14 protein-coding genes and 1 pseudogene are annotated in these 19,954 nt (G+C 52.1%); all 15 read right to left on the reverse strand.

The genetic code is table 11. From position 1 onward, the window contains the following. Positions 1–20: 20 nt before the first annotated feature. The 15 genes and pseudogenes from secA to QT397_21200 all read right to left on the reverse strand — a co-directional run bounded on the left by secA (position 21) and on the right by QT397_21200 (position 19,718). A pseudogene (gene secA / locus QT397_21130) lies at positions 21–2,770 on the reverse strand (preprotein translocase subunit SecA). A gap of 163 nt (positions 2,771–2,933) precedes the next feature. Continuing rightward, a complete protein-coding gene (locus tag QT397_21135) occupies positions 2,934–3,869 on the reverse strand; it encodes a peptidoglycan DD-metalloendopeptidase family protein (protein ID WNZ55340.1) in 936 nt (311 codons plus the stop codon). 157 nt (positions 3,870–4,026) lie between these two features. Further along, on the reverse strand, positions 4,027–4,941 hold the full coding sequence (gene lpxC, locus QT397_21140) for a UDP-3-O-acyl-N-acetylglucosamine deacetylase (protein WNZ55341.1): 915 nt from the start codon (positions 4,939–4,941) through the stop codon (positions 4,027–4,029). A 394-nt stretch (positions 4,942–5,335) separates the two neighbouring features. Beyond that, complete coding sequence (gene ftsZ, locus QT397_21145) at positions 5,336–6,577, reverse strand: cell division protein FtsZ (GenBank protein WNZ55342.1); 1,242 nt, start codon at positions 6,575–6,577, stop codon at positions 5,336–5,338. 87 nt (positions 6,578–6,664) lie between these two features. Further along, positions 6,665–7,900: a cell division protein FtsA gene (gene ftsA, locus QT397_21150; GenBank protein WNZ55343.1), complete on the reverse strand. Its 1,236-nt coding sequence runs from the start codon at positions 7,898–7,900 to the stop codon at positions 6,665–6,667. Positions 7,901–8,015: 115 nt separating this feature from the next. Further along, a complete protein-coding gene (locus tag QT397_21155; protein WNZ55344.1) occupies positions 8,016–8,504 on the reverse strand; it encodes a cell division protein FtsQ/DivIB in 489 nt (162 codons plus the stop codon). Positions 8,505–8,831: 327 nt separating this feature from the next. Next, a complete protein-coding gene (gene murC / locus QT397_21160; GenBank protein WNZ55345.1) occupies positions 8,832–10,295 on the reverse strand; it encodes a UDP-N-acetylmuramate--L-alanine ligase in 1,464 nt (487 codons plus the stop codon). A 29-nt stretch (positions 10,296–10,324) separates the two neighbouring features. Next, positions 10,325–11,422: an undecaprenyldiphospho-muramoylpentapeptide beta-N-acetylglucosaminyltransferase gene (murG, locus tag QT397_21165; protein WNZ55346.1), complete on the reverse strand. Its 1,098-nt coding sequence runs from the start codon at positions 11,420–11,422 to the stop codon at positions 10,325–10,327. Beyond that, a complete protein-coding gene (locus QT397_21170; GenBank protein ID WNZ55347.1) occupies positions 11,422–12,198 on the reverse strand; it encodes an FtsW/RodA/SpoVE family cell cycle protein in 777 nt (258 codons plus the stop codon). The genes murG and QT397_21170 overlap by 1 nt, the downstream gene beginning before the upstream one ends. 38 nt (positions 12,199–12,236) lie before the next feature. After that, positions 12,237–12,644, reverse strand: a complete 408-nt coding sequence (locus QT397_21175; GenBank protein WNZ55348.1) for an FtsW/RodA/SpoVE family cell cycle protein — start codon at positions 12,642–12,644, stop codon at positions 12,237–12,239. Then, the gene (gene murD, locus QT397_21180; protein ID WNZ55349.1) at positions 12,641–14,023 is read right to left on the reverse strand and encodes a UDP-N-acetylmuramoyl-L-alanine--D-glutamate ligase; all 1,383 of its coding nucleotides are present in this window, start codon (positions 14,021–14,023) and stop codon (positions 12,641–12,643) included. The genes QT397_21175 and murD overlap by 4 nt, the downstream gene beginning before the upstream one ends. Positions 14,024–14,031: 8 nt before the next feature. After that, positions 14,032–15,117: a phospho-N-acetylmuramoyl-pentapeptide-transferase gene (mraY, locus tag QT397_21185; GenBank protein WNZ55350.1), complete on the reverse strand. Its 1,086-nt coding sequence runs from the start codon at positions 15,115–15,117 to the stop codon at positions 14,032–14,034. After that, positions 15,117–16,496 carry a UDP-N-acetylmuramoyl-tripeptide--D-alanyl-D-alanine ligase gene (gene murF / locus QT397_21190; GenBank protein WNZ55351.1) on the reverse strand — a complete coding sequence of 460 codons (1,380 nt, stop codon included), beginning with the start codon at positions 16,494–16,496 and terminating at the stop codon, positions 15,117–15,119. The genes mraY and murF overlap by 1 nt, the downstream gene beginning before the upstream one ends. Then, a complete protein-coding gene (locus QT397_21195) occupies positions 16,489–18,021 on the reverse strand; it encodes a UDP-N-acetylmuramoyl-L-alanyl-D-glutamate--2,6-diaminopimelate ligase (GenBank protein WNZ55352.1) in 1,533 nt (510 codons plus the stop codon). Before QT397_21195 ends, murF begins: the two co-directional genes overlap by 8 nt. Beyond that, positions 18,018–19,718 (reverse strand): penicillin-binding transpeptidase domain-containing protein, encoded by a 1,701-nt coding sequence (locus tag QT397_21200; GenBank protein ID WNZ55353.1) that lies wholly within the window; start codon positions 19,716–19,718, stop codon positions 18,018–18,020. The genes QT397_21195 and QT397_21200 overlap by 4 nt, the downstream gene beginning before the upstream one ends. Positions 19,719–19,954 lie beyond the last annotated feature (236 nt).

Genomic DNA, 19,954 nt, shown 5'->3' on the forward strand with positions numbered 1-19,954 from the left:
TGAATTCAAGCAGTAGAGAATTAGCTCTGGGTAGAGGAAGCCAGCTTGCCGTGACACTGCTTGTACTTTTTCCCGGAACCACAGGGGCAGGGATCATTGCGCCCGACTTTAGGACCGCGACGCTCCGGTGCCGGGGTAGCCGGCTGCTGCTCCTTGGGCTCACTTTCTGGAAGCGCCGAAGCTTGAGCGTGTTGCAGCTCAAGCTGCTGCCTGCGCTGCTCTTCCAGGCGACGCTGCTCCATCTCTTCCGCTTGCTCACGAGTCATCGGCTCTACGTGGGCAAGAATACGCACCACTTCATGCTTGAGGTTCTCCAGCATGCTCTGGAACAGGTGGAAAGACTCGCGCTTGAATTCCTGCTTGGGGTTTTTGTTGGCGTAAGCCCGCAAACCAATACCCGCACGCAAGTGGTCCATGCTGGAAAGGTGCTCCTTCCACAACTGATCCAATACTTGCAGCATAATCTGACGCTCGATAGTCGGCATCAGATTGGCATCACCGGAAGATTCACCAATGCGGGAGACTTTTGCAGCATAGGCTTCCTGCGCGGCGACAGTAATCTTTTTCCGCAGGCTCTCTTCGTGCAGAGTGCGATCTTCATCGAGCCACTGCTGAACCGGCAACTGGATACCCAATTCGCCAGAGAGCTGCTGCTCCAGGGCTGGAATATCCCACTGCTCTTCCACGCTCTGGGGGGAATAGAACCGGAGACAATGCCGTCAACCACATCTTCACGAATGGCAGAGATCGTATCACTGATAACCTCAGCTTCCAGCAGCTCATTGCGCTGGCCGTAAATCACCTGACGCTGGTCATTGGCCACGTCATCGTATTCCAGCAACTGTTTGCGAATATCAAAGTTGCGGCCTTCAACACGGCGCTGGGCTTTTTCGATAGCGTTGGAAACCATGCGGTGCTCAATCGCCTCACCGCGCTCCATACCCAGCATCTGCATAAAATTCTTCACCCGGTCGGAGGCGAAGATGCGCATAAGGTTATCTTCCAGGGATAAGTAAAAACGAGTAACACCCGGGTCACCCTGACGACCTGCACGGCCTCGCAGCTGGTTATCAATACGGCGGGACTCATGGCGCTCAGTACCGATAATATGCAGACCGCCCGCAGCGATCACCTGCTCGTGGCGCTTATTCCAATCTTCCTTGACTTGTGCGAGCTCCGCTTCGGTCAGCTCACTACCCTTCTCCTGGGCCAGGGCTGCCGCTTCAGCCTCCCAGTTACCACCGAGAACAATGTCGGTACCGCGACCAGCCATATTGGTAGCGATAGTCACTGCACCCGGGCGACCCGCCTGAGCGATGATCTGTGCTTCGCGCTCGTGGTATTTCGCGTTGAGAACCTGGTGCTTAATTCCCGCCTTTTGCAACTTGCGGGACATTTCTTCAGAGGTTTCGATAGAAGCGGTACCTACAAGGATTGGAGCCTGCTTTTCACGACAGTGCTTCACATCCTCAATAATCGCTTCCATCTTCTCTTCCTGGCTCAGGTAAACCAGGTCATTGAGATCTTCACGTTGAATTTGCTTATTGGTGGGGATCACCACCACGTCCAGGCCATAAATTTGCTGGAATTCAAAAGCTTCTGTATCCGCAGTACCGGTCATTCCCGCAAGTTTGGGGTAGAAGCGGAACAGGTTCTGGAATGTTGTAGAAGCGAGGGTCTGGCTCTCACTCTGAATCTGCACACTCTCTTTTGCTTCCAGCGCCTGGTGCAGGCCTTCGGAGAGACGGCGACCGGGCATGGTCCGACCTGTGTGCTCATCAATTAACACCACCTGGCCGTTCTGCACGATGTAATCCACATCGCGGTTAAACAGCACATGCGCGCGCAGGGCGGCGTGCACGTGGTGCAACAGGCCCAGGTTCCCAGGGGCGTAAAGGGACTGATCTTCCTTCATCAACCCACTGCGTGACAGCAGGTCTTCGATCAACAAGTGGCCCTGCTCCGTCAGCTCAACCTGGCGAGTCTTTTCATCAACGGTGTAGTGCCCCTCCCCACCTTCTTCGGCACGCTCCAGCTGGGGAACCAACTTATTCATTGCCATATAAAGGTGGGACGAGTCTTCGGCGGCTCCAGAAATGATTAGCGGAGTACGCGCCTCATCGATCAGGATGGAATCCACCTCATCGACAATAGCGAAGTTCTGAGGGCGCTGGGTACGGTCCTCTTTGCGCAACACCATGTTGTCACGCAGGTAATCAAAACCGAATTCGTTATTAGTGCCGTAAGTAATGTCAGCCTCATAGGCCGCTTTCTTTTCTTCCGGTGGCTGCTGGGAAACAATAACTCCCACTGTCATACCCAGGAATTCATACACCGGGCGCATCCAATTGGCATCCCGCGAAGCGAGGTAATCGTTCACCGTAACAATATGAACGCCCTTGCCTTCAAGTGCATTCAGATAGGCCGGCAGGGTTGCAACCAGGGTTTTACCTTCACCGGTACGCATTTCTGCAATACGCCCTTCATGCAGGGTCATCCCGCCGATCAGCTGAACATCGAAGTGGCGCATACCCATGGCCCGGCGACCCGCTTCACGCACCGCCGCAAACGCCTCAGGCAGGATTTGATCGAGTTTTTCCCCGTCAGCGAGTCGCTGCCTAAACTCATCCGTTTTAGCCCGCAGGCCTGCATCATCAAGCTTCTGGAAATCCTCTTCCAAAGCGTTGATCTTTCCCACGACGCGTCGCATGCGCTTCAGCTCGCGGTCATTTTTTGAACCAAAGACCGATTTAATCAGTTTGCCAATCATTATCTAGAAACCACTTATCTTATTTGCGCTGTCGGCGCTAATATCGGGCAGATCGATGCACCGACGCTCCTTTATGCGAGGGGTGCAAGTAAACAGGAAGGCGCAAGCGCTGGCAACTCTTATGCCAAGCTACCAACAATTACGCGTAAAGGAAGGATAGTTCTTATCTGCCTGTGCGGCGGATATAGCTAGCTGGATCAACCGTGCGGTTGTTCTTATATATCTCAAAGTGAACATGGGGCCCGGTAGAACGGCCACTGGAACCCATCAGGGCAATAGTCTGCCCCCTCTTGACCACGTCACCCAACCCCACTTTCAGCTCACTATTGTGCCCATAGCGGGTTGAATAACCATTGCCGTGATTAATTTCTACCAACTGACCATAACCATGGCGCTCATCAGCCCAGGTGACAACACCTGCGGCTACCGAAACAACATCGGAGCCCATCTTGCCAGCAAAATCCACACCCTTGTGCCAGGTCCTACGGCCAGTGAATGGATCGGTGCGATAACCATAACGGGAAGACATCCATCCCTTGCTGATCGGGCGGCCCGCTAAAAACTGCTCGTCCTCAAGCTTGAGGTTGGCCATCAGGGATTCGAGTGTGTTCAGCTGCATTTGGCGATCTTCAATCTGATGAGAGAGATCTCCAATAACATCCAGGAATTCCGGTGGCTGATACGGCAACTCCGATGCACCTGCGATTCCGGGGTCTTCCGGCCCACCGATAGCAGGTGCACTGCCAAACTCAAACTCTCCTTCATCGAGGTTGGCAACAGAGGTTAAACGCTCACCCAGTGCATCAAGGCGAGTTAAACGCGCCTGCAACTCTGCAAGCTTAACGGTAAGAGCTGCCAGCTGCTCCCGCGCCTCTCTATCTGCTTCAGCAATTTCTTCCTGCTGTTTGCGCAGTGCGCGGCTCCAGGCCTTGGCCGTTCGGGAATCAAATAGGTCAGTTTTAGTAACCGGTAAATTCGCCCCCAGCAGAAATGCACCCACAGGGAGGCTCAGCAAGCACAACCCCAACAGGGCTTTGCTCAAACTGCCAAAATTAAAGCTGCGAGTCGCACCGCGCTCATTAACCAGGATTACTTTCATAGGAGCTGTGAGGAGTTCGACATTTTTAATTTTCGTTAGTCCCCAGCTCACAAGCCGAGGTGCCAAACCAATAAGGATACCAAAAATCTATAGGCTTTCTCTGTGAAACAATCATACAAAAAAGCCGGCACTATAATGCCGGCTTCTTGCGAAAGTATCAAACTGCCAAAATAGGCTTAATATAAGAGATCGGTGCTTCTTCCTGCTCACCTTCAAAGGTGACCATTTCCCAAGCATCCTCCTGAGCCATCAGGTTGCGAAGGGATTTATTGTTCAGCGCATGGCCAGACTTAAAGGCCTTGAACTCACCAATCAGGCTGGTCCCCAGAAGATAGAGATCGCCAATCGCATCCAGAATTTTATGTTTCACAAATTCGTCTTCATAACGCAACCCGCCTTCATTCAGAATGCGGTACTGATCAATCACAATTGCGTTATCAACGGAACCACCCTGAACCAGGCCCTTGGAGCGCAGGTACTCGATTTCGTGCATAAAGCCAAAGGTACGGGCGCGACTCACTTCCTTCACAAAGGAGGTACTGGAGAAGTCCACGGATGAACTCAGGTTACGCCCCTGGAAAACCGGGTGGTCAAAGTCGATTGTGAAGGACACTTTAAAGCCATTAAAAGGCAGGAAGCTGGCAACCTTATCGCCATCCTCTACAGTTACTGGCTTCTTGATTCGCAGGAATTTCTTCGGAGCTGCTTGCTCTTGGATACCTGCAGATTGAATTAGAAATACAAATGGGCCGGCACTGCCATCCATAATGGGCACTTCTTGCGCGGATAACTCGACAACCGCGTTATCAATGCCAAGGCCCGCCATTGCCGAGAGCAGGTGCTCTACCGTAGCAATGCGAACATCACCCTTTTCCAGGGTGGTTGAAAGGAGAGTGTCGCCGACATTTTCCGCACGAGCCTCGATTTCAATTACCGGGTCCAAATCGGTTCTACGGAACACGATACCGGTGTCTACGGGCGCTGGTTTAAGGGTAAGTACAACTTTCTTGCCAGTGTGCAGACCTACGCCAGTGGCGCGAATAGCATTCTTAAGCGTGCGCTGTTTGATCATGAAACTATCTTTTCCCCGTCGGTGGACTACGCCCCTAAGGCGCAGCAAGCCATCGATACTAGCACAATTGCGACGCCAATACCAATTCTGGGCGAGTGGTCACCACAACTGTGCACCACCTACCTATATGAGGATAGATCAAGCAAAGATTGCAGCGCCAACGCATGTCGCTATGACAGCATTCTAAGATCCTAAGCTCCGCAAGCGCTGTTAATAATTGTTAATTATTTTAGATAGTTATTGCGACTCACCAGTTCTGATCAAAATCTACACAAACGGGGCAAGGGCCCACCCATTCGACAAGGTAGACCCGAGCAAAAGCCGCACCGCAGCGGCAATACCCAGCCGGAGCCGGGCAGACATGAGCGGTGTTCTGCCTCTGCGGTACCGTTTCCTAGTCTGCCTGACGGCGCAGGAAGGCTGGAATATCCAGGTACTCCATATCCGCATCAGCGGGATTCAGGGCAGGAGCCGGGCGCTTGGGGCGCTCCGCTTCAGCACGAGGGCGCGGATCAATGGCCTCGCGGCTTGCCAGTCCCGCAGAGCTGTGGCCAGCGTGAGCGCTGTGATTATCGCGAACCTCACGGGTTTCACGAACAGGCTCGCGAGGCTCTGGGCGGCGAGTATTATCCACCACCTTCGCCGGACGCGCTGCAGGAGTACCCTCTCCAAGACCTGCGGCCACAACGGTAACCCGCATCTCATCACCGAGCTTATCATCTACCGCTGTACCGATAACCACAGTAGCTTCATCGGAGGCGATTTCCTGGACAATCTCACCTACTTCAGAGTACTCACCCAGGGTCAGTTCCTGACAGCCCGCCTCTTCGCTACCGGTGATGATATTCACCAGGATACCGCGAGCACCTGCCAGGTTGACGTTATCCAGTAGCGGGCTTCGCACGGCTTTCTCAGCCGCTTCGCGCGCACGGTTTTCACCGACGGCAGAACCGGACCCCATCATCGCCATGCCCATTTCAGACATTACGGTGCGCACATCGGCGAAGTCCACGTTCATGATGCCCGGACGAATCATCAGGTCGGCAATGCCTTGTACAGCACCCAATAAAACGTTATCTGCCTCTTTGTAAGCAGATTTCATTGTGATCTTGCTACCGAGTACTTCCAGCAAACGATCGTTGGGGATAGTAATCAGAGAATCAACTTTATCACGCAGCTCAAGGATACCCTCTTCAGCTACAACTGTGCGTTTGCGCCCTTCGATCTTAAATGGGCGAGTAACTACCGCAACGGTAAGGATGCCCAGTTCTTTTGCAATCTCAGCGACAATCGGCGCACCACCGGTACCGGTACCACCGCCCATACCGGCAGTGATGAATACCATATCCGCACCGGTTAATACCTCAGCAATGCGATCGCGATCTTCAAGTGCGGACTGACGGCCAATATCCGGGTTTGCCCCTGCGCCCAAACCGCGTGTAATTGTGTTACCCAGTTGCAGGATAGTGCGGGCCTCAACATCTTTGAGGGCCTGTGCATCTGTATTTGCACAGATAAAATCTACGCCCTCAACATCATTGGCGATCATATGCTTAACAGCATTACCACCACCGCCGCCGACACCAATCACCTTGATGACAGGCTTATCCTGTACGCTATCAACTAGTTCGAACATTGCTGTTCCCCTTTCTTGCTCATGTCGAATTTTACAGCCATGCCTAAAAAAATCCTTCACCGGATGGCTAAATCTGGTTGCACTCTATTACAAATTTCCGCGAAACCAGTGCTTTACCTTGTCCCACCACTGATTATCGTTGCGCACAGGCTGTATTTTGCCCTCTCGAGCCTCTTCCTGCTGCATCGCATACATCAATAATCCAACTCCAGTGGAATAAATTGGGTTGCTGACGATATCCGTCAAACCTGCAATACCCTGAGGCACTGCTAGGCGAACCGGCATATGAAAAATTTCCTCAGCCAGTTCAACCGCGCCCTCCATTTTTGAAGAGCCGCCGGTAAGTACTACACCCGCCGCACACAAATCTTCGAAGCCGCTGCGACGTAACTCCGCCTGTACTAATGTAAACAATTCGTCGTAGCGCGGCTCAACGACCTCGGCCAATGCCTGTCGGGATAAATCCCTGGGCGCGCGATCACCAACGCTCGGCACCTTGATGGTTTCACCTTCCCGAGCGAGCTTTGCCAATGCGCACGCATATTTGATTTTCAAATCTTCTGCGTGCGGTGTCGGTGTGCGCAAAGCCATGGCAATATCATTGGTAACCTGGTCTCCAGCAATCGGTATCACACCCGTATGCCGAATAGATCCACCAGTAAACACAGCAATATCGGTAGTTCCTCCACCAATATCTACCATGCACACTCCCAACTCTTTTTCATCTTCGGTCAGGACTGCGTAACTTGAAGCCAATTGTTCAAGAATGACATCTTCTACTTCCAGACCACAGCGACGAATACACTTTTCAATATTTTGTGCGGCATTCACCGCACCGCTGACCAAATGGACCTTTGCTTCGAGGCGAACACCAGACATTCCGAGAGGTTCTTTTACCCCTTCCTGATTATCAATCAGGTATTCCTGCGGAAGCGTGTGCAAAATCTTCTGGTCCGCAGGAATAGCGACAGCCCTGGCAGCATCAATAACACGATCGAGATCCTGCTGGGTAACCTCTCGATCCTTAATCGCAACTATACCGTGAGAGTTCAAGCTGCGAATGTGACTTCCCGCAATCCCTGCGTACACAGAGTGAATTTCACAACCCGCCATCAACTCAGCTTCTTCCACAGCGCGCTGTATAGATTGCACGGTTGATTCAATATTAACCACTACGCCCTTTTTCATTCCAGTGGAACGATGAGAGCCGATACCGACAATATTAAGTTCCCCATCACCGGAAGCTTCACCGACAATAGCGACTACTTTAGAGGTGCCTATATCCAGTCCAACAATCATGCGCTGATCGGATACCTGTGTCATTTTCGTGCCAACCCCGCTGAGCTGCATTCTGTTTCAGGTTCTGCTATCGGACCAGAACACAGCATTCGCTTTTAAACTTTTATCTATAAAACAGCCACCCGGGCTGTCTCGATGTTTACTTTTCTTCGTCTTTCCACTGAACCGCTACCGCATTGCTGTAGCGCGTATCGACGCTGACAACTTTTTGCAAGTGCGGCGCCAGTACACCCCGACTCAAATACAGAAAACGGTGTACCCGCTCCAATAAAGCATCATGGCCAAGTTTTAATTCAATTCCCGACACTAACTCCAGATGCCAACCGCTTAGGTCGTCAAATGACAACCGCTTAACCTCCATATCCCGCGTGGTCAGTAACCCCGCAAGCGCGCGGTATTGCAGCATAATCCGCTCTACCAATTCTTCATCCCCGGCAAGCTCGGGCAGGGACTGAACCCCCATATGTGACGGACGCGGCAGCAGATCCCCACTCGCTACCAACAATTTATCTTTACCCCAGGTCGCGAGAGGTTGTGCTTCAGTGATATCAACCTCAACACCCTTCGGCCAACGCCTGCTCACCGAGGCGGAAGTAATCCAGGGGTTAGACAGTAATGTCTGCTGCATCGCCTGAATGTCCGCTGAAAAAAGCCCGCTTTCAAGTGAGGAAGAAGCACCTCTCTTAACTCTTCTTCAGTTACCGCATTAAAAGCCCCGCGTACTTCAACTTGCTCCAGGGCATCAACATTACTCAACTCAACCGATGGCACCCATCGCCATAACCAAACTGCACCATAGAGCAAAGCACTAAAGCCTGCGAACATCACCAATAAAAAAAACACCGCTTCCAGTTCAGACGAAGCTTCTCGGGATCATCGGTTCCAAGAGGGCTCGCTCCGCGAGCTGTCTTTTTTTCTCCCGGCTGATTTCGTTCCAGCTCCTTTCACTAGCTACTTAGCCCTCGCCGCTGCGCTCGCCCAAGCGCCAATCAGCCAACCTTTGCGAAAGTGCTCCGACGTTGCCAGCTCCCTGGGTCAGGACAATATCACCTGGCTCCAACAGATCAGCTAATACCGGGGGAACCTGATCGATAGTTTCCATAAAAATCGGATCTACCTGTCCCCTGTTGCGTAAACTTCGCGCAAGCGTTCTGCCATCGGCACCGGCAATTGGCGCTTCACCCGCACTGTATACATCCAGCAAAATCAACTTATCCACTTCAGAGAGGACCTGAACAAAGTCTTCAAACAAGTCCCGTGTACGGGTATAACGGTGGGGCTGATAAATCATTACCAAGCGACGATCCGGCCAGCCATCTCGAACTGTCTTTACAGTAGCGGCTACCTCACGTGGGTGGTGGCCGTAGTCATCTACCAACATCACCTTATCAGCTTCGGTATCATCGCTAACGGCATAATCACCGTAGATCTGGAATCGACGACCAACGCCCTGGAAGCCTATTAGACCTTGGCGAATTGCTTCATCACTAACGCCTTCATCACTAGCTACAGCAATTGCTGCAGTCGCATTGAGAACATTGTGAATACCCGGTGTATTCACAGAAACCTGCAATAGATCACCTTTGGGTCTCTGTACCGTGAAATGGCTGCGCAGAGGTTCCTGCTTTACTTCAACGATGCGGTAGTCATTACCCTCATCAAATCCATAGGTCAGAACCGGGCGGGAAAACTTGGGGATGACTTCCTGAACATTGGTATCATCCCCGCAAACTACCGCCAGACCGTAAAATGGCAGGTTGTGTACAAAATCAATAAAGATCTGTTTCACCTTTTCGAAGTCGCCACCATAAGTTTCCATATGGTCCGCATCGATATTGGTAATCACCGTCACCATCGGCTGTAAGTGAATAAAAGACGCATCGCTCTCATCAGCTTCAGCCACTAGATAGCGACTTTCGCCCAAGGCAGCATTGGCACCGGCAGCGTTGACCAGGCCACCGATAACAAAGGTCGGATCTTTTTTATCTGCTGCAAAGATTGAGGCGATTAAGCTGGTCGTGGTGGTCTTTCCGTGGGTTCCCGCCACAGCAATGCCATAGCGATAGCGCATCAGTTCACCGAGCATTTCGGCACGGCGTACAATAGGGATTCTCTTTTCTCTCGCTTCAATCAGCTCCGGGTTATCGCCATGTACGGCAGAGGAGTTAACAACAACATCAACGCCGCGAACATTTTCCTCGCTGTGTCCGATTTGGACCTTAACCCCTAATTTGCGCAATCTATCAGTAACCGCAGATTCACGCAGGTCAGAACCTGAGACTTCGTAGCCCTGGTTCTGCAATACCTCTGCAATGCCGCTCATACCGGCACCACCGATCCCAATAAAGTGGATACGGCGGATACGGCGCATGGCCGGTACCGCATAACTTTTATCTTCGTTTGTCCGCACTGAAGACATTACTTTAACCTTCGTCCACTTATTCTGTGTTACCTGGCCGAGGCCAGCTCTTCTCTGCAAGCGTTAACCACTTGCTCAGTCGCATCAGTTTTTGCCGCGCGCCGCGCGGAGGTCGCCATTTGCAATAGTTTCTGACGATCTTCTAACAGGCTTTGTAACAAGCCGGATAACTTCTGCTCGTCCATTTCCCGCTGCTGCATAACAATCGCTCCGCCAGCATTTTGCAACCACTCGCCATTACGCGTTTGATGATCATCAATTGCAAAGGGGAAAGGCACCATGATTGCACCGACTCCCGCCGCTGAAATTTCAGAAACAGTCAAAGCCCCGGAACGGCAAATAATCAGGTCCGCAGAGCGGTAGGCCTCAGCCATATCCGCAATAAAAGGGAGCACCTCAGCTTCTACTGCCGCCTCTTTATAGGCGTCTTTGGCAGCCTGAAGGTGGCGCTCTCCAGCCTGGTGGACCACTACCGGGCGCAGGGAGGGTTTCAGCAATGCGATTGCCTTAGGAACCAGTTCATTAATTGCTACAGCACCGAGACTACCGCCCAATACCAAAAGGCGCAGAGACGACTGGCTGCCAATTCGTGTTTCTGGCTCAGGCAATTCTGCAATTTCTTTGCGCACTGGATTACCCACCTGCCTGGCACCGGGTAACCCACTGGGAAATGCTTCAAGCACTTGGCTGGAAATCCGCGCTAACAAGCGGTTTGTCGTTCCGGCAACAGCATTTTGCTCGTGAATAATCAACGGTATCCCCCTGAGACGGGCTGCAACGCCCCCTGGGCCGGTCGCAAAGCCGCCAAAGCCGAGTACTGCATCAGGTTGTACCTGCTTAACAACTGTCCTGGCCTGAGCAATTGCCCGCAAAATTTGCAACGGGGCTTTAAGTAAGGCCAACTTTCCCTTCCCCCGAATACCCTCCACTTTAATGCAGTGCAAAGGAATATTCGCCGCAGGTATTAAACGGGATTCAATCCCACGGGCAGTACCTAACCACTCGACAACAGCTCCCTGCTCTTGCAACGCTTTAGCCACAGCCAACGCTGGGAACACATGACCGCCGGTACCACCGGCCATCAGCAAAAACTTCTTTCCAGAAAAACGCTTATTTACTTCAGACATCAAACCGTTTCTCCGTTGCTGCCCTTCACACTGAACTTGGTTGAATGGAATATTGGCAGCTGACGCAAAAGCTCAAGCCCCCCGCTTCCGTTTTCAGCAGGCTCTTTTAGTTCAGCCCGAATCCGCATCGCCAAGCCAAGTAATGCACAACATACAATCAGGCTGCTGCCACCAGAGCTGACAAATGGCAGCGTTAGCCCTTTAGTCGGCAACAGGCCTGAAGCAACGCCCATATTCACGAAAGCTTGTCCTGCCAATAGCACTGCCATACCAAAAGCTAGAAGTGCAACGAAAAATTTCTCCTGCACCAGGGCCTCTTTTACCAGGCGGAGCAGTGAGTAGGTGAGAACAACAAAAAGCCCTACCAGCACTACGCCACCCAACATTCCCCATTCCTCTGCCAGAATGGCAAAAATAAAATCCGTATGAGCCTCAGGCAGATAAAACAGTTTCTGCACACTATTGCCCAAACCAACTCCAAACCACTCTCCGCGACCAAATGCAATCAGGGACTGGGTAAGTTGGTAGCCACTGGCAAACTGATCCCCCCAAGGATCCAGAAACGTCAGCAATCGCTGTAAGCGATAGGGACTCATCAGTGCCATTAACGCCAGTCCACTCGCAGCCGCAGCTACCAATAAAAAAGTATGGGGGAGGCGCGCTCCCGCCAAAAAAACCATTGCCAGCACGGTGCCTGAAATTACAACCACCGAACCGAAGTCCGGCTGTAAAAGCAGTAACAGAGCAACCGTTGCGAGAATCACCACTGGCACCATAAAGCTGGTCCAATGGCGTAGTTGCTTATTTCGACGTGTTAAAAAACTGGCAAAAAAACTAGCAGACAGAACTTAGCCACTTCCGCGGGTTGCACAGTTATGCCTGCAAATACCAGCCAACGCCGGCTACCGTTCACCTCCCGTCCAATCCCCGGCACAAGCACTGCAATCAATAACAGGCAAGCAAACAGTAATAATGGCCAGGACAGTCGCGACCAAATTGACAGGGGAATCTGACTAACGACAAATCCAGCTAATCCGCCAACCATCAAAAAAGCCAAATGACGCCTGAGGAAATACCAGGGGTCACCATAAATATCCGTAGCGAAGGCGATAGATGCTGAAGCAACCATCACCACACCGATGCTAGCCAGAACCAGAACACTGAGTAGCAGCAGCCCATCCTGCCATTCACTACCTTGAGCCTTGATAACCTGGGCACTCAAAGGGAGTCACCAGCGGTATCGCATAATTCCAGAACGGCCTGGCGAAAATCATCACCGCGGGCTTCAAAGTTCTGGTACATATCAAAGCTGGCACATGCCGGTGATAACAATACATAGTCACCGCCATTGGCTAATTGTCTGGCCTCAACGACGGCCTCTGCCATTGTGCTAGCCCTGCGAATCTCACACAGGCCATCAAAGACACCTGCTATTTTGTCTCCATCTACACCGATACAAACCAGAGCCCGGAGTGCTCTTGCACTTTTCCGTAAGGGGGCAAAATCAGCACCCTTGCCATCCCCTCCAGCAATAAGCACTATTTTACTGGTTGCCGTAGCCAAGCCATCCAATGCCGCCTGGGTTGCTCCTACATTGGTGCCTTTTGAATCGTTAACATAAACAACATCTTCAAAATCAGCCACGCGCTCACAGCGATGTTTCAACCCGCGAAAGTTGCGTAAAACTTTTAGCATCGCCTCAGTGGGCAGGTCCAGTGCATAGCCCATTGCCAGGGCTGCCAAACCATTGGCAATATTATGCTTACCCACCATAGCCAAATCGGCCACAGGCATTAAAACTTCTGTGCCTCGAGCCAACCAGTTCTGCCCCTCATGCAAGCGCAGGCCAAACTGATTGAGATCCGGCTGATCAAGCCCAAAACTCCACTCCCGTCTCTCTCGGGAAAGAGGCCCCTGGGATAAAGGGTCCGCGCGATTTATCACGAACTGATCCGCTCCGCGATAAATACGCTGCTTGGCCCGGTGGTACTCCACCATACTGGGGTAGCGGTCCATATGGTCCGCGCTCATATTTAAAATGGTGGCTACAGTAGGCGCCAGCGAGTAGGTGGTTTCCAATTGAAAACTGGAAAGCTCCAAAACAAAGATGTCCGGCAGAGGTTTCTCAAGCAAATCCAGCACCGGTACACCGATATTGCCACCCACATCAACTATCAGCCCCGCTTCTTCAACCATCTCCCCCAGGAGTGTGGTCACTGTACTCTTTCCGTTGGAGCCGGTGATCGCGGCGAGCTTTGCTGTCGACTGCATCCGAGTCAGAGCCTGGGCAAATAACTCAATATCCCCAACCACAGGAATCCCATCCGCAATCGCCTGCTGCAATACGGGTTCAGCAAGCGCAACTCCGGGGCTGGCAATAATCAAGCTCGCCGCGAGTATTGTCCCCGGGCGCAATGGACCTGTTTCCACCGCAACCTCTGGGAACTCCTGACGAAAAGCTTCGAGCCCCGGCGGGTTATCGCGACTGTCTGCCACGACCGGCGTATGGCCGTGACGCAGCAGGTAGCGCACCACCGACTTTCCGGTAGCGCCAAGACCTATTACCACTTTCTGCTGTGAAGAAGTCGCGATCAGGCTCATTTATCTATTTATCGAATTTTCAGTGTTGCCAAACCAGCCAAGACCAGAATGACGGTAATAATCCAAAAGCGCACAATGACTCGGGGCTCCGGCCACCCTTTTAACTCAAAGTGGTGGTGCAGAGGCGCCATGCGAAAAATTCTCTTCCCCGTTAATTTAAAGGATGCCACCTGCAAAATTACGGAAACCGTCTCCATCACAAACACACCACCCATGATGAACAGAATAATTTCATGACGGGTAATTACCGCAATAATTCCCAGCGCCGCCCCCAGTGCCAGAGCGCCCACGTCCCCCATAAACACCTGGGCCGGATAAGTGTTAAACCATAAGAACCCAAGTCCGGCACCACCGAGAGCAGCGCAGAACACCGCCAACTCCCCAGCTCCTGGAATTGCGGGAATATGCAGGTAGTCAGCAAATTCCATATGGCCGGATAAATAAGCAATCACCCCAAGTGCTCCACCCACCATCACAGTAGGCATAATCGCCAAGCCATCGAGGCCATCAGTCAGGTTAACCGCGTTACTGGAGCCAACAACGACAAAGTAGGTCAGCAATATAAAAGATATCGGTCCCAGGTTTATCGCAACATCTTTAAAAAAGGGAACAAAAAACTGGGTCTCTGCCGGGCTTGAAGCACTCATATACAGATAAATAGCTGCACCCAACCCGGCAACGGATTGCCAGAAATATTTCCAGCGAGCAATAAGGCCACGGGGGTTTTTATAAACGACTTTTTTATAGTCATCCACGAAGCCCACAGCACCGAAAACAAAGGTAACTAATAAAGTAACCCACACGTAACGATTGCTGAGGTCAGACCAGAGTAGGGCTGAGGCAAAAATTGAGGCGAGAATCAAGGTGCCGCCCATAGTCGGGGTGCCAGATTTACTCAAATGGCTTTGTGGACCATCATCGCGAACAGCCTGCCCCACCTGTAAATGGTTCAACCAGTGAATCATGCGCGGACCCACAAGTAATGAAATACCCAGAGCCGTCAAAGCAGCAAGAATTGCGCGCACTGTCAGGTAGTTAAATACCGAAAATCCGCTGACATGTTGTTGTAATAGCTCCGCTAGCCAAAGCAGCATTACTTCTCCCCTCTGCTATTGCCAAGCAGTGCCTGCGCTACCAATTCCATACGGGCGCTGCGTGATCCTTTAACCAAAACTGTGGTTTGTTCATCCAATTGTTGAGCGAGAGCAGTAACCAGGGGTTCTCTCTCGCGATAATTGCGCAGCGACTCTTGCCTCCCCGCAGAAAAGGCCATGCTGGCGGCAGTACCCAGCGGCCCCAAGGTAAACAGCGCATCCAAGCCCCGCTCTCGTGCCAAAGCTCCAACGCTTCTATGCATTTCCTCCGCGTCCGGCCCCAACTCGGCCATATCCCCCAGCACCAGAATTTTTTTACCTGAACGCTGTGACAGCAAGTCAATGGCCGCACCTACTGAGCCCGGGTTCGCGTTGTAACTGTCATCGATAACGGTTGCACCGGCTATACCTGCCTGCTCCTGCAAGCGCCCAGCAACCCCCGTCACCGTGTTAAGTCCGCTGATTATTTCCACCGCAGGTATTCCCGCAGCAAAAGCACATCCAGCAGCAACGAGAGCGTTGTGAACGTTGTGCTCACCAAGCAATTTCAGGCTAACAGGGTGGGCAACGCCTTCAATTACCAAGTCAAATGAAGGGCAACCGTTAGGGTTCAATACAATATTATCCGCATGGATAGCACACTCATTGGATAAGCCAATACCCAGAGTCTTTACCCCTTCGGGCATATTCTCCAACCAGTAATTCGCATAGCCATCATCGGTATTGATCACCGCCGTCGCCGATACATCCAAACTGGTATAAATTTGGCCCTTGGCTTTTGCAATAGCATCAACAGAGCCAAAGCCCTCGACATGCGCTGGCATTACGTTATTTACCGCCGTCACCTGCGGCTTGCCGATACTACACAGGTAGCCAATATCGTCAGGGCCGTTAGCTCCCATTTCGAGAATCAACACATCGTGTTGCGCTGTCAGCCCAAACAAAGTCATGGGTAAACCGAACTGGTTGTTCAGGTTTCCCTCGGTTACGCAGGGTGTATGACTCTGGGAAAAAATTGCAGACAGCATCTCTTTAACAGTGGTTTTACCGCAGGACCCTGTGATCGCCACAACCGGACCGTCAAACTGCTCACGACACAGTAAGCCAATTTGTCCCAATGCGACCGTCGTATCTTCAACGCGCCACTGCGGTAAACTGCAACTGGGTACTTCACGATCGACGACCAATCCCAATACCTGGCCATCCAGCTCACCGACAAAGTCGTGAGCATCAAAATTTTCGCCAACCAGAGCAACAAATAAAGATTTGGGGTCCAGCTCGCGGGTATCCGTACAAACCAGTTCAAACTCCACAGAGCCATTGATTAACTCACCACCAAAACGGCTTTGCAGTTGCTGCAACGTAAGGGAATTAATCACCTTGGCTCTCCTTGCCTTCACTTGACTGGCCCGGTTCATCCACGCGGGCTTTGAGAGCTGCAGCAGCTTGCTCACGATCGCAGAAGTGAATTTTTTCACTGCCGATAATTTGGTAATTCTCGTGCCCTTTACCGGCGATCAATACAATATCCCCCGGTTGGGCTGCAGATACCGTCTGAGATATCGCTGTCGCGCGATCAATTTCAACTTCGATATTACTGGCAGCCCCTTCGAGAATATCGTCGATAATTTTTTGTGGCTCCTCGCTACGCGGATTATCGCTAGTCACAATGGCACGGTCCGCCATCTCGGAGGCAATACGCCCCATCGCCGCGCGCTTACCCGTATCCCGGTCACCGCCACAACCAAAAACACACCACAAATTACCGCGACAGTAAGGGCGCGCTGCGGCTAAAGCCGCGCGAAGAGCATCTGGTGTATGGGCATAATCCACCAATACACCCACATCATCGGAACCCTCAACCAGGACACGCTCCATACGCCCCGGTACCGCTTTAATAGTGGGGAAAGCGGCAAGAATATCTTCAAAAGGCATGCCCTCTGCCGCTGCAGCAGCTACGACAGCCAAGGCATTGTGAATATTAAAATCGCCGATTAAGGGTGCGTGCAGCTCACCGCTGCCCCAGGGGGAATTAAGTTTTACAGAAAAACCGCGCTCATGGCGACGCAGATCAGCAACATATAAATCACCCGCCTGCAGCCCATAAGTAATAACGCGCAGGCCACGCAATTTGCAGCGCTCTGCCAACTGGGCGCCAAACGGATCATCCAGGTTAATGATTCCTCGCTTCAATTTAGGCAGTCCGAAAAGTTTCTCTTTGGCTGCGCCGTAAGCGGCCATATTGCCGTGATAATCCAAATGATCGCGGCTCAAATTGGTAAAAATTGCCGTATCAAAAATCAGCCCATGCACACGTCCCTGAGAAAGGGAATGCGAAGAAACTTCCATTGCGGCAGCGGCAACGCCACTATCGCGATAATTTGCAAAGTCCGCTTGTAAACTCACCGGGTCAGGCGTTGTTAAACCCGTTTCCTGCAATTCGATTTGGTTATCTTTCCAGACACCATTGCCGATGGTGCCTATCAATGCTGCACTGCCAAAGTGGCGAGCCAGTAATTGGGAAGTCAAATAGGCGCAAGTGGTTTTACCGTTAGTGCCAGTCACTCCAACCAAGTGCATTTCACCACTGGGATTACCGTGGAAGCGCGCGGCAATTTCCCCTACCCGCTTTGCCAGACCGGGAACACTGACCACCTGGATATCACCACGGCTTTTACATTCCAACTTGTCGCCGTCGGCAAGCACTACCGCAGCACCTGCAGTAATTGCCGCATCGATATATTCCCGACCATCGACCACAGAACCGCGCAAGGCCATAAATGCATCGCCCGCTTTTATCTTGCGGCTATCCAGGGCAATACCAGTGACAGAAATATCGGGAATACCGGCGTATCCCGGCACTAATTCTTTGATAGAAACAGAATGTTGTTCGCGCTGACTCACGATTTTGAACCCCTCTCGCTTAACTGCGCGGCCAATTGCCCTTCCGCCGATTCAATTTTTTCCGGCGGAACCTGCAACAGGCGCATAGCACCAGTCATCACCGCACCGAATACCGGTGCAGCAACTTCACCACCGTAATATTTGGCGTGACTGGGATCATCAATAACAACTACCGCGGCAAGGCGCGGATTATCAGCGGGGATAAAGCCCGCAAATACTGAGCGATAGCGATTATCCGCATAGCCACTACTGCCAACTTTGTGCACAGTACCGGTCTTGCCGGCGACACGATAACCTTCTACAGCGGCAAGGCGTCCGGTACCCTTAGCACCAATCACCGTCTCCAACATCGCAGTAACCTGCCCAGCCAAGGACTGCTCAATAACCTGCTCAGGCTCGCCCGGAACTTTGTCACCGGATAAAACCAGGGAAACAGGACGCTTAACCCCTTCATTCGCCAGTACACTGTAGGCTTGTGCCAGTTGCACAGCGTTAACTGTTAAACCGTAGCCGAAGGCGAAATTAGCCCGCTCGATTGGGTGCCAGCGGCTGCGACTGGGCAAGATCCCCTGTGCTTCACCGGGGAAGCCGCTGCCCACTGCCTCGCCCAGACCCAAGCGATAAAAGAGTCCCCGCAGAGAATTTGGTTCCAAATCGAGAGCAATTTTTGTAATTCCCACCTGGCTCGACTTGGTAATAATCTTGGTGAGGTCTATTTTTCCGTAATTAACCGGATCCACCAGGGTTTTTCCCGGCACGCGAATATATCCAGGGCTGGTGTTTATTTCTGTTCTTGGGGTGTAGCGCCCGGTTTCCAAAGCCGCCAATACTGTTAAGGGTTTCACTGTAGAACCCGGCTCAAACTGGTCGATCAGCGCACGGTTGCGCATAGCCGCCGATTTAACCCCTTTGCGGTCATTGGGATTAAATGAAGGCTGGTTGGCCATGGCCAACACATCGCCACTGTGAGTATCGAGAATCACCATAAAGCCGGAAGCGGCGCCGTTTTCCGACACCGCCCGCTTTAATTCCCGATAGGCCAAATATTGCAGGCGCATATCGATAGACAAACGCAGATCCCTGCCCGGTTGCGCTTCCTGACGAATTGCCAAATCCCTTACCGTACGCCCTTTCAGATCTTTAATTACCTGACGTGATCCCGGCTGTCCGGACAGCCAATCGTCGTAGGCCAATTCCATTCCTTCCTGGCCGCGATCATCGATATTGGTAAAACCGAGAAGCTGGGCTACGACCTCCCCAGCAGGATAGAAGCGCCGATACTCTTTTTTACTGAAAACACCTGTAATACCCAGGTCCAGCACTTTCTCAGCCTCTTCTGGAGACAGGTGCCGGCGCAGGTACATAAATTCTTTGTTTCGGTATTTCTTCAGGCGAGAGCCCAGTTTGGAAGACGGTAAATCCAGCGCGCGAGCCAAGCGCACTAAATTCGCATCGCTTATTTCACTCAACAGCTTGGGATTGGCCCACAGGCTGTGTACCGGTGTACTGACAGCGAGAAGCTCACCGTTTCGATCGACTATTGAGCCCCGATAGGCAGCAATCTCTTCGGTGCGCAAGGTGCGGGCCCGGCCCTGGTCTTGCAGGAAACGATATCCGCGCTCAGCAGCAGGCACTACCTGCAGTTTGGCCAAGTGGAACACAAGGGTAAGAGCGAGCAGGCACAGCAGGACCGCCACCAGCGCAAAGCGCCAGCGGGCTATACCCGGCTGAATATCCTTTTTTTGACTGCGCCCATGTTTTCCCAGTTGGCGTTATCTATTTATTTTGCATCCCGGCTGAGCATGCCACTCTCCAGGGCCTGAACTCCAAAACTCAATTAACGCAAAATTCTTTATAATTATTTAAAGGCCAAAGCCCCCAAACGCAGAAACCCCACCGGGCAAGCAGTGGGGTACTTACGTCTTCATCCAAG

This window comes from Microbulbifer sp. MKSA007, from assembly GCA_032615215.1.
In the GTDB taxonomy this organism is placed as follows: Bacteria; Pseudomonadota; Gammaproteobacteria; order Pseudomonadales; family Cellvibrionaceae; genus Microbulbifer.